Source organism: Pseudomonas sp. S2_B07 (genome assembly GCF_054668435.1).
In genome coordinates this window covers 6,282,990-6,305,008 of sequence record NZ_CP162769.1, presented here as the reverse complement: position 1 = coordinate 6,305,008, position 22,019 = coordinate 6,282,990, and the positions used below count along the sequence as shown (strand labels likewise).

Sequence of the window (22,019 nt, the reverse complement as noted above, 5' to 3'; positions counted from 1 at the left end):
GAACGAACCGAAGTCGGCATCGCAAATCAACTAACCACTGGTCGACGCCCTATTGATCTGCAGATTCAATATATATAGTTTTGAGTCTGCGGATCAATTGAGGTTTGGCACATGGCAGTCCCCCTTCAGGAACCAGCATTCACCAAGAGCCAGTGCGTCACGGGCTTGCGGGCAGCCGTGGGCATTCTCGAAAAATGGTCTGCGTCCAGCGAGCAGGCCTGTCGCATCCTGCGCATTTCCCGCAGCACCTACACCCGCGCCCGGCAGCAAGACCCCGAATGGGCGGTGGCGCTGGACGCTGACCAGATGCAGCGCATCAGCTTTGTCCTCAACATCCACGCAACCTTGCGCCTGGTTTTCGACAACCCGGAAAACGTCTACGGCTTTGTATCGATGGCCAACGACAACGAGTTTTTCAACGGGCGTACCCCGCTCGAGATCATGGCCCAGGGCGATATGATTTCGCTGTATGAAACCTTTCGGCGCATTGACGTACTGCGGGGCGCGCAATGGTGAAGGTGAGCGAACTGGCAGAATGTGCCGGCGAGCGGTTAAAAGCCTACCGACTGGTCAATTCGAAGTACCCACCCATCGCGCTGTTTGATGACGTGGCGGACGCGGACGAATTTGACGTGCTGTATCAGATACAGGCACTGACCAATCCCCGGCTGCACAATGAAGTCGGTCGTCTTGAGTTGATTGCCCGGGATCAGATCCCGTTCGGCATTCCTGGCTGCTCTTACGCGATTGCGCCGTTTACCCACGTTAACCCGGCGGGTTCGCGGTTCAGCGATGGCAGCTTTGGGGTGTTGTACCTGGCGGATACCATGGAAACGGCGCTGGCTGAAGTCCGGCATCACCAGAGTCTGTATTGGTCGAATGTCCGCAACCTGAACTATGAGCGCTTTGTGTTCCGCGGGCTGTCCTGTTCTTTTATCGACGCGGCGATGAAAGATGCGACGTCCATTGCGCTGACGGACCCGATCTACGCGCCCGACGATTACACCCATTCCCGTCAACTGGGCAGCTTGATCAAAAAAGCGCGATGCCCCGGTATTCGTTACCACTCGGTGCGTCTGCCAGGCAGTGACTGCTGGGCGCTGATGACGCCGCGACCGGTCGCATCGATTGTTCAGACGGCTCATTACGAGATGGTCTGGAATGGGCAAATCACCAGTGTCAGCAAGATCAGTGAAGCGTGAAGGCCTCTAAAACGGGGGCAGATGCATCCATTACCGGCATCGATAGTCACCATTGACCCAATGAAGTTCTCTTAAAAAATCCTCGGCGTAACATCCGCTCCATACCAACCCATAAACACCCCGGAGCACACCATCATGAAACGCCAAACTATCCTCGCTATCGCTTTCTCGGTCTTTGCAGTTAACGCTTTTGCCGCAACCTCTGCTCAACCTGTGGTCGCTGAAGGCGGCTCGGATCGCCTGATTGAAAGCCGAGTGGCTGAAGGGGGTTCGGATCGTTTGATCGAGAATCGTGTGGCTGCTGATGGTTCGGACCATCTGATGGAAAACCGCGTAGCCGCTGATGGTTCGGATCGTCTGATGGAAAACCGCGTAGCCGCTGATGGCTCCGACCATCTGATGGAAAACCGCGTAGCCGCTGATGGTTCCGATCGCCTGATGCAGAACCGCGTTGCCGAAGGTGGTTCCGACCGTCTGATCGAAAGCCGCGCTGCATAAATGCAGGGCTTTACCGCAGTACTCAATGAAAAGCCCGGCCTTATCAGCCGGGCTTTTTCGTGAGCTATTTTTAGTGCACTCGCTACGCGGGCGTTGTACATGTATCGCTGATAACCATTAGGTCAACTCGGCACGCCGCATGAACCACACTGAAACGCTCGCCAAAATCCTGCTCGGCCCCTTGCTGCTCATGCAGGGCATTTACACCCGGAAGGTAACGCCCAGGCTGCCGGAAGCCGAGGGCGCACGCCAAGGCATGGCCGGCAGCGGCGTAGCCCTGCGGTTGTTGATTGTGGGCGACAGCGCCGCCGCTGGCGTTGGGGTGTCGACTCAAGACGAAGCACTCAGCGGCCAATTGGTCAGCCAGTTGGCCAATGATTACCACGTGTCCTGGACACTCTGGGCCAGGTCCGGGCTTGATTCGCAAGCGCTGCTGGGGTTGCTCGAAGACAGCGTTCCAGAGGCCTTCGATGTGGCGCTGGTGTCTATCGGCGTCAACGATGTCACCAGCACATTGGCGGCTGACGAGTGGGTCGCCCGACAACATCGATTGATTGGCTTGCTGCGCGAGAGGTACGCGGTAAAGCAGATCGTGCTGTCCCCGCTGCCACCCATGCACCTGTTTCCCGCGCTGCCGCAACCGCTGCGTTGGTACCTGGGACTTAGGGCTAGCGCTTTCAACACGTGCCTTGCCGAACTGGCTGAGCGTAGTGATCACTGCACGCTGCTGGCGACCCGGTTGGCCCCCATAAATGGCTCGATGGCACGGGATGGCTTCCATCCGGGTCCTGCGATATACAGTCAGTGGGCGGACGATGCAGCGGCGGTCATCGGCCAACGTTTTCGCCAAAACACGCGCCTCGACATTGCACAACCCACAATAAAAATACAGGAGTAGAAAATGTCTGAACTGAACCTGCACCCCAACGCCGCGGCCTCCTTGCAGCAATGGCACGAGATGATCCGCACGGCGGACTTGAGCGCCCTGCCCGGTTTGCTCGACCCGCACGCCGTGTTCCGCTCGCCGATGGCGCACACGCCTTATCCGGGCGCGGCCGTGGTGTCGATGATTCTCAACACTGTCGTCAAAGTCTTCGAGGACTTCGCCTACCACCGCGAACTGGCGACAGCAGACGGCTTGAACGTGGTTCTGGAATTCAGCGCCAATGTCGGTGGGAAACAGTTGAAGGGCATCGACATGATCCGCTTCAACGAAGCCGGGAAAATCGTCGAGTTTGAGGTGATGGTCCGTCCGTTGAGCGGCTTGCAAGCCTTGGGCGAGCAAATGGGACAACGCCTTGGGGCTTATCTGGCGGCCAGTAAAGCCTGATTCCAAACGCCTGAAACTCACCTCCCGCGCGGTGATATCACCGCGCGCGATCATCCATTGCCGACATCGATAGTCACCATCAACTCAATGAAGTTCTCATAAAAAATCCGCGGCGTAACATCAGCTCCATACCAACCCATAAGCACCCCGGAGCACACCATCATGAAACGCCAAACCCTTCTCGCTATCGCTTTCTCGGTTTTCGCAGTGAACGCTTTTGCCGCGACTTCGGCTCAACCTGTAGTCGCTGAAGGCGGCTCGGATCGCCTGATTGAAAGCCGTGTGGCTGAAGGGGGTTCGGATCGTCTGATCGAAAAACGCGTCGCTGAAGGTGGCTCTGATCGTCTGATCGAAAAACGCGTCGCTGAAGGTGGCTCGGATCGTCTGAACGAAAAACGCGTCGCCGAAGGTGGCTCTGATCGTCTGATCGAAAAACGCGTCGCTGAAGGTGGCTCGGATCGTCTGATCGAAAACCGTGTAGCCGCTGATGGCTCCGACCGCCTGATGCAGAACCGCGTCGCCGAAGGTGGCTCCGACCGCCTGATCAAGTATCGCGCTGCATGAATGAATAGCCTTCCCGCAGCATTCGACAAAAAGCCCGGCCTGACCCGCCGGGCTTTTTCATGCACAAAATAAATCAGCCCCCACTTAAAGCCGCTGCCGCACCTGTGGTACATAAGACCTGATTGTGAATTCTGCGCTCAATGAGGTTTGCCCATGTTCCGTTCGCCACGCCTGCCACAACTGCTGACCTGCGCCCTGTTCGGTGTATTCGCGTGCGGCGCCCAGGCCGGTACGCCCTCCCCGGCACCCGCCAGCTTGTTGCCGTTGCTGGTGACGATAAACGAGCGCTTGAGCATTGCTGATCTGGTGGCGTTGACCAAGTGGGACAGTGGCAAACCGATTCAGGATACGGCCCGGGAAACGCAGGTCATCGACAACGCCAGGAAGATGGCCGCGAGCCGGAAACTGGACCCGGAAGCGGTTGCCGAGCTGACGGCCGCACAGATCGAAGCCAACAAACTGGTGCAGTACGGCCTGCTCGCTCAATGGCGCGCAGCGTCCAAAGCGCCGGACACTCCACGGCCAGACCTCGTCAATCAAATCAGGCCACGCCTGGATGAGCTGCAAAATCGCTTGCTGCAGCAATACGCCGAATTCGCGCCCTATCGCAATGACCCCAATTGCCCGAACTGGCTGGGGACCGAGCGAGCCAACCTGATCAAGGATCAACTGCACGGCCAGGCCCTGATACGCGCTACCGGGGAGCTGTGTATCGCGGCGCAATGAGATTGAAGGCCGTGTGGCCGAAGGGGGTTCCGACCGTCTGATCGAAAGCCGCACTGCATCAATGCGCGGTTTTACCGCGCAACTCAATGAAAAGCCCGGCCTTATCCGCCGGGCTTTTTTACGCACGCCATTCAACGCGTCTTATGCAGTCAACCCGATCCAGCCATGAATGCCAACGTACAGGCCCACCGCGATAATCAACACCCCGGACAGATAAGGTGCCCGACGCGCCACTGCCCCCAGCCACGGCCAGCGGTTGCTGGCTTGCCGCGCGCCAATGGCTGCGGCCACACCGACCGATACCAGCGTCATCGCCAATCCAATACTGAAGCACAGGACGAGCATGCCGCCTAACGCCACTTCCTTGACCTGAAGGCAGAGCAGCAAAACGGTGATCGCCGCCGGACAAGGAATCAACCCTCCCGTCAAACCGAACACGATGATCTGGCCAGTGGTCACTTCACGGTTGGTGAAACGCTTGCGGATGTCATTGGCGTGGGCACGTTCATGCGCATCCTGATAACCGTCAATCGACAACTCCAGCCCTTGCAGTTCCGCGTGCGAATGCCCGTGGTCATGCTCCGAGTATTCCAGGTCGTAGTCATGCGAGTGCCCGGCATGCCCAAGACTCAGGCGAACGCTGAATTCGTGGGGTTCGGGAATGGCGGCCGTCGATTGCAGAAAACCGTCCTGCTCGACAAATGAGAACGCCTGGGTGCTGCCGTCTGCACGCGTGGTCAACACGCGGACATCCCCGGCACCCCAGGCATGCCCGCTCAACGCTTTCAGGCGCCAGTGCGGCGGCATGCCGGTTTCGAAAATCGACAGTTCGACGCGGCCATGACCGGTATCGATTCGCTGGGTTTCGTCGTGGTGAGCGTGATCCTGTTCGCCGTGGTGATGGTCTTCACCTTGCTCGAACTTGAACATCTGCTCGCCGCGCCAGGTGCGCCACAGCATCCAGAGTGCAATCAAGATAATCAGCGCAGCGGAGGCAAGTTGAAAATACGGCTCAGTGGTTTGCGCATCCATCCCCTTGCCCAGGTACATGCCACCTATCGCGACCAGCCACACCACCGCCGTATGCGACAGCGTTGCCGCCAGGCCCAATAGCACCGCCTGTTTGACCGAACCACGAACGGCCACGATGAACGCCGCCATCATGGTTTTTGAATGCCCGGGCTCAAGCCCGTGCAAGGCCCCCAGCAGTATCGCGCTCGGAAAATAGAGCCACGCGTGGGCGCCACCCTGTTGCAGCAGTTCTGCGAAATTGGGCATCACGGGACCTATTTGGAGTAGCGGCGGATGGCTTCGAGCAGTTCATCGACACCTTTGGCCCGCTCCTCATCGCTCAACGCCGGGTTGGCGACGTGGGCGTGAGCGTGAGCCTCGATGATTTCATCCATCAAACCGTTCATGGCGCCGCGAGTGGCCGCGGCGAGGTGCAGGGTCTTGGCGCAATCGGCCTCTGATTCCAGCGCGCGCTCTATCGCCTGAACCTGCCCGGCAATGCGTCTTACCCGTTTTAATAGGTCGTCTTTTTGCTCATGAGTGTGCGACATACCATACCCCCCTACCTATACAGGCGAGCATGATGACCTGCCGTTGGGAGATAAGCAATCCCCCAAGTGCAGGCAGTCATGTCAGGTAGAAAGAAACGGGGGAGCAGCGGTCGCTAGTCGTAGAACGGCTCAACCGACACCCGACTGCCGACAAAAAAACTATCGGCCACCAATCGCAGCGGCTGGAGGTCCAGGTCGCTGGCGTTGTCGCCAATCAGCTGCTGGAAATGCCGATAAACCGCCGCGTATTCGCCCTCCTCCGATACGGCCTGGCGCACGCCGTCAATGCTCAACAGAGCACCACCATTGTCCAGTCGCAGCACGCCTTCGGCGCAGCGGATCTCGATGCTCCAGAGTTCGTCGTGACCGTGGTCGAAATCGAATTCCGCGCGGACATCGAGGTGCCGTGCATCAGACATTTTGATCGACGCGGCAATCGGCGATTGGCAGTTGTCGGGGACGCGCAGTTCGGCTGACTCGACAAACAGCGGCAGCGCCAGCAGATGGGTGATGATCGACAAGGCATTGATGCCGGGATCGAATACACCCAGGCCACCGGGCTGCCAGATCCAGGCCTGGCCGGGGTGCCACTTGCGCACGTCTTCCTTCCAGTCGATCTGAACGCTTTGCAGGGTGCGGGTGGCCAGCCAGTCACGGGCGGCTTCGATGCCCGGCGCGTAGCGTGAATGCCAGGCGAACAAGCCGCTGACACCTTGCTCTGCGGCCTGATTCACCAACGCCATCGCTTCACCCAACGTGGCACATGGCGGTTTTTCTACCAGCACGTGTTTGCCAGCGGCCAACGCGTGTTGCACCAGTGCGAATCGACCTTGCGGCGGTGTGCAAAACGCAATCGCATCGACGTGCGGGCCACTTTCGAGCAGCTCGCTCAAGGACTGAAAATTCTCTACCCCGGCGCAGGGTTGCCCTTGGGTGGCGACAGACACCAACTGGAACGCGGGGTTGGCGTTAATAGCGGGAACGTGTTGATCCTGGGCAATCTTGCCGTAGCCCACCAGGCCGAGACGAATCGGTTGCATCAATGACTCCTGTTTTTTTTGTCTTGTCATGGAACGCGAGCCGGCAAGATTACGTTTGTATGGCGTGGAAGTCATTGACGACATGCTGATGCCCGCTCCGCCCACACCTTCACAATCCTTTCATCCCCGCCTGCCAAGGTGCTGGTCTCGGCAGCCTGGGCAGCGGCGATAGACAGGCTCAAAACGGACAGCGAACACAAAAGACGTTGAAACACGGTGCAGCCTTATTCATAAGCATTGGGCTGCCCACTCTCTGTATTGAAGGAATACTGAATATGACGGATTGGCCACGAATGAAAATCCGCGCGCGATCGGTCCGTATGGCGCGTTTTTGGACTGTATTTCCCAACCTTTAAACGTTGCTGGCGCTGACTGCACTGCCTTTGACGCCGACCAACGCATTAAACGTATTCACATCAAGTGGCCGGCTCAGGAAATAGCCTTGGCCTTCATCGCACGCCACCGCTTTCAACAAGCTCATCTGCTCTGCACTTTCAATGCCCTCGGCCGTCACCGTGAGCGCCAACGCGCGCCCCAAGCCCACGATCGCCTGGATAATGGCCCGGTCATCCTCGCTTTCATCCAGCCTGTTCAAGAAACTGCGGTCTATTTTCAGGCCATCGAATGGAAACGCGCGCAGGTAACTCAACGATGAATATCCGGTTCCAAAGTCATCCATGGAGATCCGCACGCCAAGGCGTTTGAGTGTGCGCATTATCTCAAGTGCACCCGTGGCATCTTCGAGCATCACGCTTTCGGTAATTTCCAGCTCGACCCGGGCAGGGTCGATTCCGGTGTCGTGCAGTGTTTTCTGAATGCGCTCGACCAGATTGCCGCGCTTGAATTCGGTCGATGACAGGTTGACGGAGACGAACAAATTCTCCGGCCATTTTGCGGCGCAACGGCATGCGGTCTGGATCACCCAGTTGCTCAGGAAAAGGATCAGCCCGGACTCCTCGGCAATAGGGATAAACGTATCGGGGGGGATTAATCCGCGCTCGGGATGCTGCCACCGGACCAGCGCTTCGGCACCGACCATCTGACCGTCCGAGATACGATAGCGTGGCTGAAAATGCAGGCGCAGCTCACCGTGCTTGATGGCGAAACGCAGGTCGTTTTCCAGACGACGGCGCTCAATGATTCTGGCGTTCATATCGCCTGCATAAAAGCGCCAGGTGTTACGGCCGCCCGACTTTGCCTCGTACAACGCAATGTCCGCATAGCGCAGCAACTCGGTCGCTTCGCACGCATCATTGGGCGCCATCGCGATGCCGATACTGGCGCTGACAAACACTTCCTGCTGATCAATCTCTATGGGCCGCTCAACGGACTCGATCAGGCGATGACACAGGGTCTCGACTTCTTCCTGGGAACTCACGTCACTGAGGATCAGTACAAACTCATCCCCCCCGACCCGGGCGACAAGGTCGCCGTGGCGCACGCAGTCCGCCAGGCGACTCGACACTTCATTGAGCACGCGGTCACCGGCGGCATGCCCGAGCAAGTCATTGACCGGTTTGAAGCGATCCAGGTCCAGGCAGAGCATGACCAGCGGTTGTTCCACCGTCGGCATTGCCTTGAGTTTACCGTCAAGAAACTCCTGAAGACGGGTCCGATTGGGGAGCCCGGTGAGGGCATCATGCTGGGAAAGGAATTCGATGCGCCGACGGGCTTCGACTTCGTCCGTCACATCCGTTGCGGTGCCCCGGAACCCTGCGCCCGTCATGTCCCGGGCCGAGATACGCGTGATGCGCTCTCGCCCCTTGGCATCGATATAGCGGCACTGGATGCTGATGTCCGGACGACGGTTCGGAATGCTCAACCATTGGGTCAGCAAACCTAATTCGGTGGCCAGCAGATCATTGATCGACGCACCGATCCAGGCGTCCCGGGAGAGCCCGGTGACATTTTCAAATCGATCGGACAAATAGGTAAAACGCCCACCATCCCCTATTTCCCATACCCAGTCCGAGATGGCTTCAACGACGTCGCGAAAGCGCGCTTCGCTGATGCCCAGGGCGTCCTGACTGGTCTGAAGCGAGGTGTAGCTGGCGTCCAGCGCCACTGCACTGGCGGTGGTGCGCCGCAAAATAACCCAGATCATCAGGCACACCAACAACGCGGCAATGGCGATCAATGGCAGCCCTACTCCCAGTAACCGCAGACCTGGGCTGGACGGACTCCAAGACAGATTGCCGGCAGCACCGTTCTCTCCCAGTGGAAAGAAAGACGTCGCGTCAAGATCATCAGCCGTGGCGACATGCAGGCCCTCGACCCCGAAATCATTACCTAATAGCTCAAGCCTGGCGCTGTCGAGAATGTCGACGAAAATCAACACCGACGGTAGCCGGGCATCAGACACCACGGTCGGGTCGGTTCCCGGTGTAATAGCGGCTGCCGCGACCAGCGCGGGTTCGCCTCCAATATTGATAAAGGCGGTTGTCGGTGTTTCTGAATCCGCGCCTGCACGTGCCTTTTCCAGCATCGGCGCAATGGCTTCCCCCAGCCACTCTGACGCGGCAACGGATTTCAGTTCGCCCTTGATCACCGAGTAAACCGTGCGATTGACGTCGTTGACGACAAACAGCCCCTGAAATCCAAAGTCGGTGTAAAGCGTTGGCCCGGCGTTTTGCCGTACATAGGCCCAATCCGGGTCTACTTGAGCATGCAAGTGCTTGTAGGCATCACCCCAAAATGCGTAGTCCTTGACGACTGAGCGCAGCGACTTTTCCAGCGATTGCACCGCCTTCTTTGTGTAAAACGCACTTTCGACTTCCTCTGTCCGGTCTAAATCGTTTGCAAGATAAACCAGTGAAAAGCTGGCCAGTAAAAACACACCGGCTAACAGACCGACAAACTTGAACAGTGAAGTCCGTGCCAGCGACACGCTTGAACGATGAGAGAGGGAGTGGACGATAGAGGCCAGGCTATTCGGCATAAATTCCCGCTGGTCGTTGATGCAAGAGGGGTGTACACCACGTTATCGGCTGAATTAGCGAACTAATGAATGACCTGATTTTGCGCGTGGCCGTTCACAATGCTCTCGCAGAGGGTAGACGAGGAATCTGTCCACTACTCGGAACACGTCAGAAATTTATGCTGGATATGGGTGATCAGCGATAACGCTGAGGGGGTATTAATGGTTGCCGAGTGCGGCGCCTGAAGAACGGATTTAAACAGGCGCCGAGTCCGAGGTACGGCAGATCAATGCAGCTTGGGCGATACCGACGTCCCGACTTTGCTCAACCCTTTGGTGTTGTGATCGCCTGGCGTCGTAGTCGCCACAGCCCGGGCTTTAGCTACGCCGCGAGTGTCTTTGGAGTGAGCGATGCCTGAAGTCGTTGAGCCATGACCGCGATCACCATTGCGATCACTGCCGTAGTGGTTACCACTTTCACCATGATCGCGAACAGCTTTGCCGGCATGGTCACTGCTGAGCCCGTCGCCGCGCCCGTTACTGCTAATGCCGCCGGCGTGATCTGATCCGCTGTGGCCGCCGGCTGTACCGCCACCATGGCCACCGCCAACGCCACCGCCACCTCCGTGACCGCCGCCATTACCACCACCACCACCACCACCACCACCACCACCACCACCGTCCTTCGCATAAGCGGAGTTCATGATGGATAGGTCAGCAGGCAGTAATGGGGCGGCTGCAAGCATCATGGCGCATGACAATACAGCAACGAGACTCTTGTTTTTTAAAAGCATGATTGCTTCCATAGGGTTGATATCACGTGTTTTAAGACGCGTCAGACCCCAGTCAGTTCAAGTCCCGCGATAGACGGAATGCCTTTACTGCGCGATTGAAAACGAGACTCAAATACTAATCAAAAGCACCGTTGAGCACTTCGTAAATCAGCCCGGTGGCGAGTGCGACCAATATCAAGTCCGTGCCAGCTTGTTGCCATTCATATCCATCGTAATGAGGCAGCCTGCCGACTAACCGACCGTCCAGTTTTTTGGCAATACCCGGTGGTAACGGTTTGCCTCGCGCAAGGTTCTTTTGAATGCCCGGAGGCAATGCAGGCCCAGAGTTCCAGTAGCCCGGATACCCGCCAATAATTCCCAGGACACTGCCGCGATCAATGCTTGGGCCGTTGTCCCAATCGCCGCCCTTGCCTTGGTTTCCATGGGCCTGATTGTTGTGCGGGTTTCCCTTGCCGTTACCCTGACCCTTTCCATTACCAGGGTCGGCTAATGCCGTGGTTGAGCCGACGATCAACGCAAGGCACGTAACGGCTGAAATCAATAAGCGAGATCTGATCATGGTGTCGTTCCTTCTTCGTGGCAGGACGCTGTACTGAAATTTAGTACTGCAATCCAACAAGTGTGCACAATTTTGTGCGCAAAACATCAGAAATACCATTAATGAGCTATACCGGCTAATCACCCCCGCAGTTCTTCGACGCAGGAGTTTGGCCATGAAGTTCAAACATTCACTGGCAGTGCTACTGGTCAGCGCAACCCTTTTCGGTTGCGCCACATCATCAAACCCCAGTGTGACCGTGCCGTTAGTTGCCACGCGGCAGAACGCCGGCCAGATCGGCGATGTAACGTTGACTAGCTTTGACAATAAAACCGGACTCAGTTTCTTCATCAGCGGTGCGCCAAGCGGTGTCACCCTGCCCCTGCGCCTCTACACCTTCATCTATAAAGGCAGTTGCGAAAAACCCGGGGCGGTGGCGTACGCCATGAATGATCAGGTCAACACCGAACGCCAGCCAATACGCGGCTGGACGTTATCCAGAACCGCGCCTGTTGCCATGTCGGTGTTGCTGGCGGGTGGGTATTCCATCGTCGTGCGAACGGCATCGACGGATGGCAATGTCGATATTTTCTGCGGGGATATCAAGCAAGGCAGCACGGCGAAGTAGCCACCTCTTTACTGGCATCAGGGTGTGCTTTAATTCGGGTTCTTCTATAAAGAGTGAGTGCCCCCGGAATGGAACCCAACATCGCACACCTGTCCAGCTTTCACGTGGCGGGTCTGACCGTACGTACGAACAACCGCGATGAATCAACGCAGGACCGCGCAAAAATCCCTGGTTTGTGGAATCGCTTTTTTTCCGACAATGTTGCCGAGAAGATCCCGCAACGGTTGACCGAGGCGCCGATTGTCGGCGTGTATTCGGACTACGATTCTGATGCGAGCGGTGCTTACGACGTGACGGCGGGTGTCTCGGTCAGTACGCCGAACCGCGACTTCGATAACGTCGGGATTCAGGCAGGCAAGTACATGGTCTTCGAGGCCCGCGGCGCCATGCCGGCTGCCGTTATCCAGGCCTGGGGAACTATTTGGGCCTACTTTGAAGCGCATCCACAGGTGCAACGCTGTTATGCCACGGACTTTGAATCGTATGGCGGTCCAGACGAAGTTCAGATTCATATCGGCATCGTGTCGTAGGCGTTCCGAAAAACTTTTTCATTTCGACAACACGTTTTTCACGAAACGCTTACAGAACAGAGCGCAGATTGAACTGACAAATGGATTTGACCCCAAACAGAGAGCCCGCCGAAGCGGGCTTTTTGTCGTTTATCGCGCGCGCCCCGTGCCTTCCCGATCGTGTTCATAGTGTCTGGTGAGCGGGAACGCCGGCAACCAGGACTCGCGACGCACGATCCAGCTTTCGTAAGTGGGCTTCAGTTGGTCAGGGGCATCCAACGACCCCAGGTTCACTTCGATTTCATCGCCCGAGCGGGCAAAAACCGACGAACCGCAACGCGGACAGAAAAACCGCCCGGCGTAATCGCCGGTCTCGCCCTCGATCGTCACTGCCTCCTGAGGGAATATCGCCGAGGCGTGGAACAGCGCCCCATGGTGCTTGCGGCAATCGAGACAGTGGCAAAGGCCGACCCGGTAAGGACGGCCCGAGGCCACAATCCTGACATTGCCGCACAGACAGCCGCCCGTGAATCGATCCATGCTGTACCTCCTCTGGAATCACGCATTCGCAAGGTGATTAAGAAGATAGCAGCACGGGGCGCACGCCATTCTTTCACTCACGTGGTTGTTCAATTTCAGACAAAAAAAAACCCCGTCACCGAAAATGCGGTGCGGGGCAAGAAAATTGGTTGGTTGCGGCCAACCAAAGGAGCTCTGTAAAAAACGCGTTCAATCCGAGGTCAAATACAATCCTGTGCGGCGCGTTCAAAACTCGACGGCAAGAAGCTTGAGGCCAGCAGATGTCGCTCGTAGATGAACACCTTGCCGCCGTCCCCGGACTTGTAGGCTTCCAGCACGTTGTCCGTGGAGACTTTGCTCGGCACCACGATCCGGTAGCTGCGCGAGGTCTGCGAAACGGTCGGGCTCAACGCACTGCCCTGCAATTTCGGGACGACGCAGTCGGCGTATTGGGCCGGGGTCTTGCGGGTCTGCAAGGTCAGGGTCGGGTCGTTCGGCGCGGAGGCACAACCGGCGAGCAACACTGAGGCAACTGCCGTGGCAGCTACGAATAAAGGACGCATCGGTCTCTTCCTGAAAACAAAATGTTCGGTTCATCACGCGGTTTTTTTTCAGCCGCGTGTTCGATGGGGGCGATTTTCCGACTATTGTCGACAAAGAAGAACTTGTGTTTGGTAATGGTCACTATTACGTCTAGCAATAGTTGCGCGCCACGCCGATGGATGCACACTCAAACACCCCCCACAAAAAGATTGATGAGGATCACGCCTTGAGAACCTTTGACCTGATCCGCGATGCGGTTTTGCCGGATTTTCGTGACCGGGTGGCCGAGTACCTGGTCCAGTACGAAACCGTGCTGATGAGCAAAAACCCGCCCGAGCCGGAGCTCTCGCGAGCCACGGCCAATCAGTTGCGCGGTTATTTGCGTGGGTTGAACACCACGCGGGTGCTGGGCATGGCGGAATGGGAGGAGCTGGATCGGCGGGTGGTGAATACGTGGCTTTAGCGCTGCGATCCCGGCGTTTCACACCTTTTCAGCGTTTTTCATCAAACCGATTCGATTGAATCAGCTGTTTTCACAGCACCACTGAAGGCGTAACGGTTTACTGCACTCCCAAGCTTACGGCGCATGACCGAGGCTGTTGTCGCAGGAGACCCCATGAGCCTGGAACGTCTGAGCAAACTCATCTCGATAGGATTTGGTATGGCGCTGGTGGCCTGCCTGACGACCGTCGCTCTGGATGAGTACTTTGGCAAACAGGCCGAGCAAGCCACTGATCGTCGCCATCAGACGATTATCGGCGTTGCCAGAATGTCGACCCTCAACCGCGAACTGACTCAACTGGCGAGGCTCTATGTCGGCACCGGCGATGAGTTGTTTCTCTCCCAATACAATCAAAAATGGCAAGACGGCCAGGCATTCCACGCCGCAGCGATGGATTTTCGAGTGATTGGACTGACGGACACAGAGACACGATTGCTGGCCACGGTCGAGGACATGGACCTCAAGCAGACGGGCATGGAGCGCGTGGCAATGAAGGAGAGTTTCCACAGAGGTGGGTCGTCACTACTTGCAACGACCACCTACATCAACTCCGAGTGGAATTTTGCCGCCGCGCTCAATCAGCTGACACTCTCGACCACCCAACGTTTTAATAGCGACTTCGAGGCGGCCCGGCACAATGCCGAGCTGGCTAGCCACATTAATGTCCTGACGCAACTGATCACGCTGAGCGTGGGACTTTTGGCCTTTCTGGTCATCTTGCGTCGCCAATTGGTGATGCCGTTATTGAGTCTTTCCGAGCGCATACGCCGCCTGCATGCGGGCGAAGCCCTCGGGGAGTCGCCGCACCGTCGGGGGCTTGCTGAAGTCGCGACCCTGGCCGAGGCATTCGATGCCTATGTCGAGGTCAATGAAGAACAGCGTCGCCAGCACTGGGTCAAGGGCCACCTCGGCGAGCTGGTGCAAGCCTTGCAGTTATGTGCCAGCCGGGAGGCTTTTGCGGCAACGTTGCAGCAAAAACTGGGCGAATCCCTGGGCTGCAAGGCGGTGTTGCTATTCGACGCAGTGCCCTTCACCCTCCGTACTGGCCAGGTGCATTTCAGCTTGCCGCTGCTGCAAGAAGGGCAACAGTTAGCCAGCCTGGAGCTCAATTTCGCTCATCGCCCGGACCCCGCCCAGCTGACGTTACTCGACAACTTGCCCAACCGGCTGGGCACCTTGCTGAGTTTGCTGCAGCAGCGAATGCACAATCTGCAGTTGTTGCAGCAGGCTCACCGGCAGACGCGGCAGCTGGAAATACAGGCGTTAAAACTGCAACAGCGCCAACAGTCCCTTGAAGCCACCGAAAGCTGGTACCGCGGCATCGTCGAGTTTGCCCCCAAAGCGCTGCTGGTGTTCGACGAACACGGCGTGATACTCGCCAACCAGGAAAGCGAAGCAACTTTTGGTTATGCCTCCGGCAGCTTGCTGGGCCAGAGTTACCGCACGCTGGTGCCCGACAACCAGCTTGAGGCGATTGATCACTTGCTCGAGCGGGTGCGCATCAACAAAGTGCTCGACACCGTCGAGCTGGTTGCCCGTCGTGCCGATGGTGGCGAGTTTCCTGCCGAGATGCGCCTGTGCCTGCTGCCCGCGCGCGAGGATCGAGGGCAATGCCTATGCGTTGCGATTCGCGATCTCAGCCAGCGCAAAGCCGAAGAACGCAGCCTGCGTGATGCGCACGAACTGCAGCAGGCCATTGTGAGCTCGGCGCCCTATGGCATTGCACTGGTGCAGGGCGGGTTGATCACACAGGCCAATTCGCGGCTGGATGAATTATTGGGATACGGCCCGGGCGAGCAGTTGCAGCGCTCCCCGTTGATCTGGCTGGATCAGGTCATGTCGACGCAAACCTTGATGACGCTGGAAGCGCAGGTCCGCGAGGCGCTGGAACGCGGCGACATTTATCAGCAGCACATTCAACTGCGTCGAAAGGACGCCCAATGCTTCTGGGCCAGCGTCAGTGCCCGAGCCATCGCGTCTGGAAACCAGTCGCGCGGGTCGATCTGGATCATCGAAGACATTTCCGTCCAACAAGCGGCTGCAGACGAGATGCAACAGGCGCGGCAACTGGCCGAGGACAGTGCACGCATCAAGGCCGAATTCCTCGCCAACATGAGCCACGAGATTCGCACGCCGATGAACGCCATCATCGGTATGACTCACCTGACGTTGAAGACAGAACTGAATGAACGTCAGCGCGACTACTTGAGAAAAGTCCAAAGTTCCAGCCGGCATTTGCTGGGGGTCATTGACGACATTCTGGATTTCTCCAAGATCGAGGCCGGCAAGCTTCAGCTGGAAGTCCGTGACTTCAGCCTGGTCCAATTGCTGGAAGAAGCGCTCGATCAGGTACGTCCGCGCATTGCCGATAAAGGCCTGGATGTGCGCCTTAACATTGGGGCCGACGTGCCCGAATGCTTGCGTGGCGATGCGCTTCGACTGCGGCAAATACTGCTCAACTACTTGAGCAATGCGGTGAAATTCACCGAACGCGGACAGATCCGGGTTGAGGTGAGCTTGCGTCAGGCAGGTGCGGATGACGCTTTGCTTCATTTCAGCGTGACCGACAGCGGCATCGGGATCTCGTCCGAACAGCTAAAGCACATGTTCCAGAGCTTCCAGCAGGCTGACGCCTCCACCACACGACGCTTTGGTGGTACGGGCCTGGGGCTGGCCATTGCCAAACAACTGGCCGGGTTGATGAATGGTCAAGTCGGCGTTCAGAGCGTGCCGGGCGAAGGCAGTCACTTCTGGCTTGAGCTGCGCCTGCAGTTGGCACGTAGCCCTGTCATTGATGGCTTGACCGACGGGAAGCCTTTCAGCAATTGGAGAGCGGCCGAAGGGACCCGTGTCTTGCTAGTGGATGACAATGAACTGAACCAGCAGGTGGCCGCCGAATTGCTGCGGGCGGTGGGGTGTGGGGTTGATATCGCGGCGGATGGCCATCAGGCGCTGAACCGGTTGTCGGAAGTGCGCTATGACCTGGTGTTCATGGACATGCAGATGCCGGTGATCGATGGTCTGGACGCTACCCGTCTGCTGCGCCGGTTGCCGGGGCTGAGCACGCTGCCGGTGATCGCAATGACCGCCAACGCCAGCCAGCGTGATCATGACGCCTGTCTGGCCGCTGGCATGAATGACTTTCTCAGCAAGCCTTTCGAACCGCAGACGCTCTACGCCATTTTGCGACGCTGGCTGACGGAAACGCCGCTCCACCCGCAACGCGCAGTCACAGCAGGGAGTGACGCTGACGAGGGTTTGAAACTCGATGACGTAGATACGGTTGCCGGACTTCGACGGGTACTCGGCCGGCACAGCCTGTATGCGGACCTGTTGCACCGCTACCTGGACCACCAGAGCCCGTTGTTGGAACAATTAAGTGCAGCGCTGGCGGCGGGCGAACTGGTTAAAGCCGAGTTGTTGGTCCATAGCTGCAAAGGCGCCTCCGCGACCATCGGTGCCGACGCCGTCGCTCAAGCGGCCAGCGCATTGGAGCTCGCACTGCGCGCAAAGCGCCCGATCGATGAGCTGCAACTCGGTTCGCAGGCGTTGTCCGTCCCCTTGCAGGCACTGCTGGGGCAACTGCGGCAGAAGCTGCCTTGCGACGTCGAGACGGCGCCGGCAGCGGTCGACGTTGTCGAGTTGCAGCGGATCTGCCGAGACCTCGATGTGCTGCTGGATGAGTTTGATGCGCAGGCAGTGCCCTACTTTTCCGCCCATGCAAGCGTGTTGCGCGGCGCGTTTTCCTATCGCTTTGCGCCACTGGAAGGCGCGGTCAAACGATTCGATTTCGGGCAGGCCCAGGTCTGCCTGAGAGAGGCCCTGCGGGCTGTGCAACCGGCGCAGTGAACGTATGCAAATACGAGGATAGAAGCCGTTGAAAACGCGCTGATCAGAAATTTTCAGCGTTTTTCAGCGGCCGGCGGCGACCGTTCAGGCCATTTCAGAGCAGTTGTGTGGGAGGCATGCGTTACTGCAGTCACTTGGCAGAAGCGACGGACCTGCGTCCCGTCGCGCTTTCGGGTTTGCTCCCGGCTGCTTGACCACCCCATCCGGTGACCCCGTCACGAGGACGTCCATTTGAACAGCTCCCCCCTCGACCCTCCGTGCTGGTGGTCGACGATATGCCGGCCAATCTGCAGCTGATCAGTGAGCTGTTGTTTGATCTCTATCATGTGCGCGTTGCTAACAGCGGTGCTCAGGCGTTGCAGATCGTCGAGCGAGCGATACCCGATCTGATTCTGCTGGATGTAATGATGCCCGACATGGATGGGTATGAGGTCTGCCGTCGTCTCAAGGCGGATCCTAAGTCACGTGATGTGCCGGTCCTGTTTCTGAGCGCGCGGAATCAGAACGAAGATGAGTGCCTGGGGTTCGAACTTGGCGCGACCGACTATCTGTTCAAGCCGATCAACCCGCCCACGCTGCTGGCACGGGTGCAGACCCAATTGCGCCTCAAGGCGACAGCTGATCTGTTGCGTTCGCAGAATACTTACCTCGATCAGGAGGTCCTGGCGCGGACCCGTGAGCTGCAAGCCACCCATGACGTGACCATCCTGGCCTTGGCGTCGCTGGCCGAGACCCGCGACAACGAGACGGGCAACCACCTGCGACGCACACAGCACTATGTTCGGTTGCTGGCGGAAAAATTGCGCGATCACCCACGATTCAGCGCCCATCTGGATGATCAAAGCATTGAGCTGATGTTCAAGTCGGCGCCCCTGCACGATATCGGCAAGGTCGGTATTGCCGACCATATCCTGCTCAAGCCGGGACGCTTTGAGCCCGCCGAATTCGAAATCATGAAGACCCATGCCTGGCTCGGTTATCAAGCGCTGGTACATGCTGAGGACATGCTGGGGGCGCAAGTGCCCTTCCTGCGCATCGCCAAGGAAATTGCGCTGTGCCACCACGAAAAATGGGATGGCAGCGGTTATCCCAATGGTCTGGCCGGTGAGGCCATTCCGGTCAGCGCCCGCCTGATGGCGGTTGCCGATGTCTACGACGCGGTCATAAGCCGACGGGTCTACAAGTCGCAAATGTGCCACGAAACAGCGGCAACGATCATCCGCGACGGCGCCGGCCGGCATTTCGATCCGGATGTGGCGGCCGCCTTCATCGCTATTGAAAAAGAGTTTGAACAGATCGCCGAACGCTATGCCGACCCGGTTACCGAGGTACGGCAGTGAAGATACAAACGGTGCCGGTTGGCACATCGGAGTAAAGATCATGAGCTGGGTCGTGAGGCACGCGCAGGCTATCAAGCGCAGTTGCTGGATAACAGTGGCCGTTTTGTCGATGCTTATCGTGGTTGCCGTGGTCGATCGCTATCAGCGCCAATACCTCATGCTGCTGGAGAGTCAGCAAGCACTGCTGGCGCAACGCAGTGCCTGGGGTTATTCCAGCCTGTTGAACAACCTGCAAACCCATAAATTGCAGCAGTCGATGCTGATGGCCAATCCGCCGCCCACGGGCTGCCTGTCAGACGAGTTCATTGCCGGGCAACAGCGCGCGACGGCGACGCAATCTGCGGATGTCGAAGGACTTTCACAGTACACATTGCGGGTGCCGATTCACCAGTTGGCACTGCTGCCCAAGCCGCAGGCGCCGCGCATCCGCCTCAAGGACGGCGGTATCCACATGACCAGCCGGCAACAGCTGGGCTATACCTGCGACGGGCGTTACGCCGTGATCCAGGAAACGCAAACCCGGTTGGAGCCGCAGCCGCTGCTGCCCCCGCAGGCGATGGGGTCTGCGATTGCCCAGGGGCTTGTCGTGCATGTCGCCCTGTCCCAGGGTCAGGGGCCCACCTTGTATTTCGACATCCACTTCACTGCTGGCAAGGCAACGTACCTGCCCGCTACGAAGGCGGCCTGGTCGACTTCGTTGCCTTTTCAAGTGCAAGGCGAAGAGCGTTTCTTTCGCAATTTTTCAAACCTGCACCACGGGCTGCAAATGCGGATCTACAGTGAGCCGGTGGCCCCGGACTTTCTGTCGCAGTTCCTGAGCCTGAACGGCCTCGGATTGTTGTTGGCCATTGCAGTACTCGCATGTCTGCTGCTGATCAGTGGGCTGGTGGCGTACCTGATGGACGCCAGCGTGGAGCAACATCGGGCGGCCACTCGCGACTTTCTCACCGGCCTGTACAATCGCCGAGCCGCGATGTTGCGGGCTGAAATGGAACTGGCGCGCGCCACGCGCAAACCGGGTTCGGTCTGCGTATTGATGCTGGATATCGACCACTTCAAGCAGATCAATGACACCCACGGCCATGACGGCGGCGATCAGGTGCTGAAGTTTCTTGCGCAGTTGCTGACACGGACCGTACGGCAACAGGATCTGGTGGCCCGCATCGGCGGTGAGGAGTTCCTCATCATGCTGCCGGACACCGATCTGCCGGGCGCACAACAGATGGCCAACCGGCTGCTGCAAGCGCTGCGCACCTCGCCCGTCGAGTACGGCAGCAAGCGAATTGGCGTCACCTGCAGCTTGGGTGTCAGCGCCTGGAATGGCCCCGGTGAAAGCGTTCAGAACTTGCTGATCCGTGCGGACCGGCTGCTGTATCACGCCAAGCAGCAAGGACGCGACCGCTTTGCCAGTGAGATCCTGTCCGATTCTGCGCTGGCCTGAATTCAGTCCTTTGGCGGTGATTTCGCCACCTGTTGCGCACAGAGGTTGGCCAAAGCAAGAAATGGCCGCTTAACTCTAGAGGTCGAGGACGCATATCCGACTTGCCGTCCTGCCACGCACGGAAGCTCGCCATGGGCCAATTGCTGATTGATGAACACCTGGTGTTCGACGAGAACAACTTCCTGTTGTTTCGTGCCGACGCCGATGAGGAGCCTTTGCGCATCGGTGCAATCGCCAGCCGTTGCCTGGCCATGTTGCTCCGGTCGGACGGTGCCGTGGTGCGCAAGCGCGAGCTGATGGCCGGCGCCTGGGGGCAATATGGGCTGGAAGTGACCGACAACAGCCTGGCCCAGGTAGTCCGGCAATTGCGCCTGGCCCTGGAGAAACTGCAGCCCGATCGCGAATTCATCCAGACCTTGCCACGCATTGGTTACAAGCTCGTCGATGGGGTGAAAGTCGAGGAGTTGTCAGCCGTTGCGAAAACGGCGCCTGCCCCGAGCGAGACGGTGGCTGACAACGAGGCGCCCGCTCCTGCTGCATTTCCTGAATCGAACAGGGCGGATGCAGAGGACGAACCGCCATTGCCTGCATCAGCCAGACCCGATTCGGCTCCCATGCCCGTGCTCCCGATCACATCACCAAAGCGTTGGGGCCTGGGGCTCGCACTGCCGCTGTGGGGCGTACTTGCTTTCCTGTCGGGGAAAACCTGGTTGGCCCCCTCCCCTGAGGCGCCGCAGCCCGCGTTCGCCGCGCCCGTCACGATGGATGACGTGCGCGTGCATCTGTCGGCTCAGGACGTACAACCTTCAGCGACATCACACCTGCAACTGATGGTTCAGAACAGTCGCAAACTGGCAGGGCTTCTAGGCCTCTCGGCGCAAAACATCCACCTGTACCTGTTACCGTCGCGTCGTGGGGCTGATCAGATTCTCTGCGATGGCGAACTGGAAACGGCCAGCAGTCGCTGCATTGGCGTCCAACAACATGACTAGACGCGCCGCAAACACAATCTGGTGCCTGGCCTTCGTCGTCGTTGGCCTGTCGGGGTTGGCGCTGGGGCGCCTGGCGGGCGAACACAAAACTAAACCGGACCTCTGGTGCACGGGAGAAAGCGCGCACCAAGTGCCGTCCGAAGTACGTCCTGCGTGGCTGATGACACGTTTCAGACTGGACTTGCGGCCCACCGGGCTCAGCCACATGCGCATGGTGGCCCGATTGATCGATGCCGACTCGGGAGCTGAAATCGGCGCTCTGCGTCGCAACAGTGCCTTTGGGGTGCAACGACAGGACCAGCGATTGCAGCTCACTGTCGAGCGCTCCGCCAAGGGCGAAGCGGACAGTCCGATTCCTGAACTGTCGGGCGCGCTGGGGATGTTTATTTTCCGCTCGGACAACAGCGTGAGCTACTGGATGCGTTCAGTGTCCGAAACGCGCTACCTGTTCGATGACGGCAGTGACATGTTCATTCTGTGCAGTCAGCGTCCATCATCGAACAGCAAGGGTTAATGGCCCGGTGC

The 22,019-nt window shown here is 58.3% G+C and carries 23 protein-coding genes; 15 read left to right on the top strand and 8 right to left on the bottom strand.

Annotated features, from left to right (window positions below):
- The first annotated feature begins 111 nt into the window (after positions 1–111).
- The 7 genes from AB4N43_RS28980 to AB4N43_RS28950 all read left to right on the top strand — a co-directional run bounded on the left by AB4N43_RS28980 (position 112) and on the right by AB4N43_RS28950 (position 4,320).
- On the top strand, positions 112–516 hold the full coding sequence (locus tag AB4N43_RS28980; RefSeq protein ID WP_027924615.1) for an antitoxin Xre-like helix-turn-helix domain-containing protein: 405 nt from the start codon (positions 112–114) through the stop codon (positions 514–516).
- Positions 510–1,202: an RES family NAD+ phosphorylase gene (locus AB4N43_RS28975; RefSeq protein WP_027924616.1), complete on the top strand. Its 693-nt coding sequence runs from the start codon at positions 510–512 to the stop codon at positions 1,200–1,202. Before AB4N43_RS28980 ends, AB4N43_RS28975 begins: the two co-directional genes overlap by 7 nt.
- A 135-nt stretch (positions 1,203–1,337) precedes the next feature.
- Positions 1,338–1,700, top strand: coding sequence for a hypothetical protein (locus AB4N43_RS28970; protein WP_460152529.1), 363 nt, complete (start codon positions 1,338–1,340; stop codon positions 1,698–1,700).
- Between the two features lie 139 nt (positions 1,701–1,839).
- On the top strand, positions 1,840–2,598 hold the full coding sequence (locus AB4N43_RS28965) for an SGNH/GDSL hydrolase family protein (RefSeq protein ID WP_410922946.1): 759 nt from the start codon (positions 1,840–1,842) through the stop codon (positions 2,596–2,598).
- Positions 2,599–2,601: 3 nt separating this feature from the next.
- Positions 2,602–3,030, top strand: a complete 429-nt coding sequence (locus AB4N43_RS28960; RefSeq protein ID WP_027924619.1) for a nuclear transport factor 2 family protein — start codon at positions 2,602–2,604, stop codon at positions 3,028–3,030.
- Positions 3,031–3,192: 162 nt separating this feature from the next.
- The gene (locus tag AB4N43_RS28955; RefSeq protein WP_460152527.1) at positions 3,193–3,594 is read left to right on the top strand and encodes a hypothetical protein; all 402 of its coding nucleotides are present in this window, start codon (positions 3,193–3,195) and stop codon (positions 3,592–3,594) included.
- 153 nt (positions 3,595–3,747) lie between these two features.
- Positions 3,748–4,320: a chorismate mutase gene (locus AB4N43_RS28950; RefSeq protein ID WP_027924621.1), complete on the top strand. Its 573-nt coding sequence runs from the start codon at positions 3,748–3,750 to the stop codon at positions 4,318–4,320.
- 141 nt (positions 4,321–4,461) lie between these two features.
- Here AB4N43_RS28950 and AB4N43_RS28945 read toward each other — a convergent pair whose 3' ends face one another.
- The 6 genes from AB4N43_RS28945 to AB4N43_RS28920 all read right to left on the bottom strand — a co-directional run bounded on the left by AB4N43_RS28945 (position 4,462) and on the right by AB4N43_RS28920 (position 11,192).
- Positions 4,462–5,598, bottom strand: coding sequence for a nickel/cobalt efflux protein RcnA (locus AB4N43_RS28945; protein ID WP_027924622.1), 1,137 nt, complete (start codon positions 5,596–5,598; stop codon positions 4,462–4,464).
- Positions 5,599–5,606: 8 nt separating this feature from the next.
- On the bottom strand, positions 5,607–5,882 hold the full coding sequence (locus tag AB4N43_RS28940) for a metal/formaldehyde-sensitive transcriptional repressor (RefSeq protein WP_027924623.1): 276 nt from the start codon (positions 5,880–5,882) through the stop codon (positions 5,607–5,609).
- Positions 5,883–5,995: 113 nt separating this feature from the next.
- Positions 5,996–6,922: a Gfo/Idh/MocA family protein gene (locus tag AB4N43_RS28935; RefSeq protein ID WP_194940256.1), complete on the bottom strand. Its 927-nt coding sequence runs from the start codon at positions 6,920–6,922 to the stop codon at positions 5,996–5,998.
- A gap of 352 nt (positions 6,923–7,274) precedes the next feature.
- On the bottom strand, positions 7,275–9,860 hold the full coding sequence (locus tag AB4N43_RS28930) for a bifunctional diguanylate cyclase/phosphodiesterase (RefSeq protein ID WP_460152524.1): 2,586 nt from the start codon (positions 9,858–9,860) through the stop codon (positions 7,275–7,277).
- Between the two features lie 266 nt (positions 9,861–10,126).
- Complete coding sequence (locus AB4N43_RS28925) at positions 10,127–10,633, bottom strand: hypothetical protein (protein WP_460152522.1); 507 nt, start codon at positions 10,631–10,633, stop codon at positions 10,127–10,129.
- A gap of 115 nt (positions 10,634–10,748) precedes the next feature.
- Complete coding sequence (locus AB4N43_RS28920; RefSeq protein WP_027924626.1) at positions 10,749–11,192, bottom strand: anti-virulence regulator CigR family protein; 444 nt, start codon at positions 11,190–11,192, stop codon at positions 10,749–10,751.
- Between the two features lie 154 nt (positions 11,193–11,346).
- Here AB4N43_RS28920 and AB4N43_RS28915 point away from each other — a divergent pair, with 154 nt between their 5' ends.
- Both AB4N43_RS28915 and AB4N43_RS28910 read left to right on the top strand, forming a co-directional pair.
- A complete protein-coding gene (locus tag AB4N43_RS28915; RefSeq protein ID WP_059182732.1) occupies positions 11,347–11,799 on the top strand; it encodes a hypothetical protein in 453 nt (150 codons plus the stop codon).
- A gap of 68 nt (positions 11,800–11,867) precedes the next feature.
- Positions 11,868–12,329, top strand: a complete 462-nt coding sequence (locus AB4N43_RS28910; protein WP_194940259.1) for a GyrI-like domain-containing protein — start codon at positions 11,868–11,870, stop codon at positions 12,327–12,329.
- A gap of 129 nt (positions 12,330–12,458) precedes the next feature.
- Here AB4N43_RS28910 and AB4N43_RS28905 read toward each other — a convergent pair whose 3' ends face one another.
- On the bottom strand, positions 12,459–12,848 hold the full coding sequence (locus AB4N43_RS28905; RefSeq protein ID WP_460152519.1) for a GFA family protein: 390 nt from the start codon (positions 12,846–12,848) through the stop codon (positions 12,459–12,461).
- Positions 12,849–13,048: 200 nt separating this feature from the next.
- Positions 13,049–13,390: a YajG family lipoprotein gene (locus AB4N43_RS28900; RefSeq protein WP_027924630.1), complete on the bottom strand. Its 342-nt coding sequence runs from the start codon at positions 13,388–13,390 to the stop codon at positions 13,049–13,051.
- Between the two features lie 206 nt (positions 13,391–13,596).
- On the opposite strand from AB4N43_RS28900, the gene AB4N43_RS28895 reads away from it, so the two are divergent.
- From AB4N43_RS28895 to AB4N43_RS28870, 6 genes are all read left to right on the top strand, one after another.
- Entirely contained in the window at positions 13,597–13,833 is a 237-nt protein-coding gene (locus AB4N43_RS28895; protein ID WP_027924631.1) for a hypothetical protein, read from the top strand.
- Positions 13,834–13,986: 153 nt separating this feature from the next.
- Positions 13,987–17,721 carry a response regulator gene (locus AB4N43_RS28890; protein ID WP_460152516.1) on the top strand — a complete coding sequence of 1,245 codons (3,735 nt, stop codon included), beginning with the start codon at positions 13,987–13,989 and terminating at the stop codon, positions 17,719–17,721.
- Positions 17,722–17,996: 275 nt separating this feature from the next.
- The gene (locus AB4N43_RS28885) at positions 17,997–19,061 is read left to right on the top strand and encodes a response regulator (RefSeq protein ID WP_050590217.1); all 1,065 of its coding nucleotides are present in this window, start codon (positions 17,997–17,999) and stop codon (positions 19,059–19,061) included.
- Between the two features lie 40 nt (positions 19,062–19,101).
- Complete coding sequence (locus AB4N43_RS28880; RefSeq protein ID WP_460152514.1) at positions 19,102–20,502, top strand: GGDEF domain-containing protein; 1,401 nt, start codon at positions 19,102–19,104, stop codon at positions 20,500–20,502.
- 131 nt (positions 20,503–20,633) lie between these two features.
- Complete coding sequence (locus AB4N43_RS28875; protein WP_027924633.1) at positions 20,634–21,494, top strand: transcriptional regulator; 861 nt, start codon at positions 20,634–20,636, stop codon at positions 21,492–21,494.
- The gene (locus AB4N43_RS28870; protein WP_027924634.1) at positions 21,487–22,008 is read left to right on the top strand and encodes a hypothetical protein; all 522 of its coding nucleotides are present in this window, start codon (positions 21,487–21,489) and stop codon (positions 22,006–22,008) included. The genes AB4N43_RS28875 and AB4N43_RS28870 overlap by 8 nt, the downstream gene beginning before the upstream one ends.
- Positions 22,009–22,019: the final 11 nt, after the last annotated feature.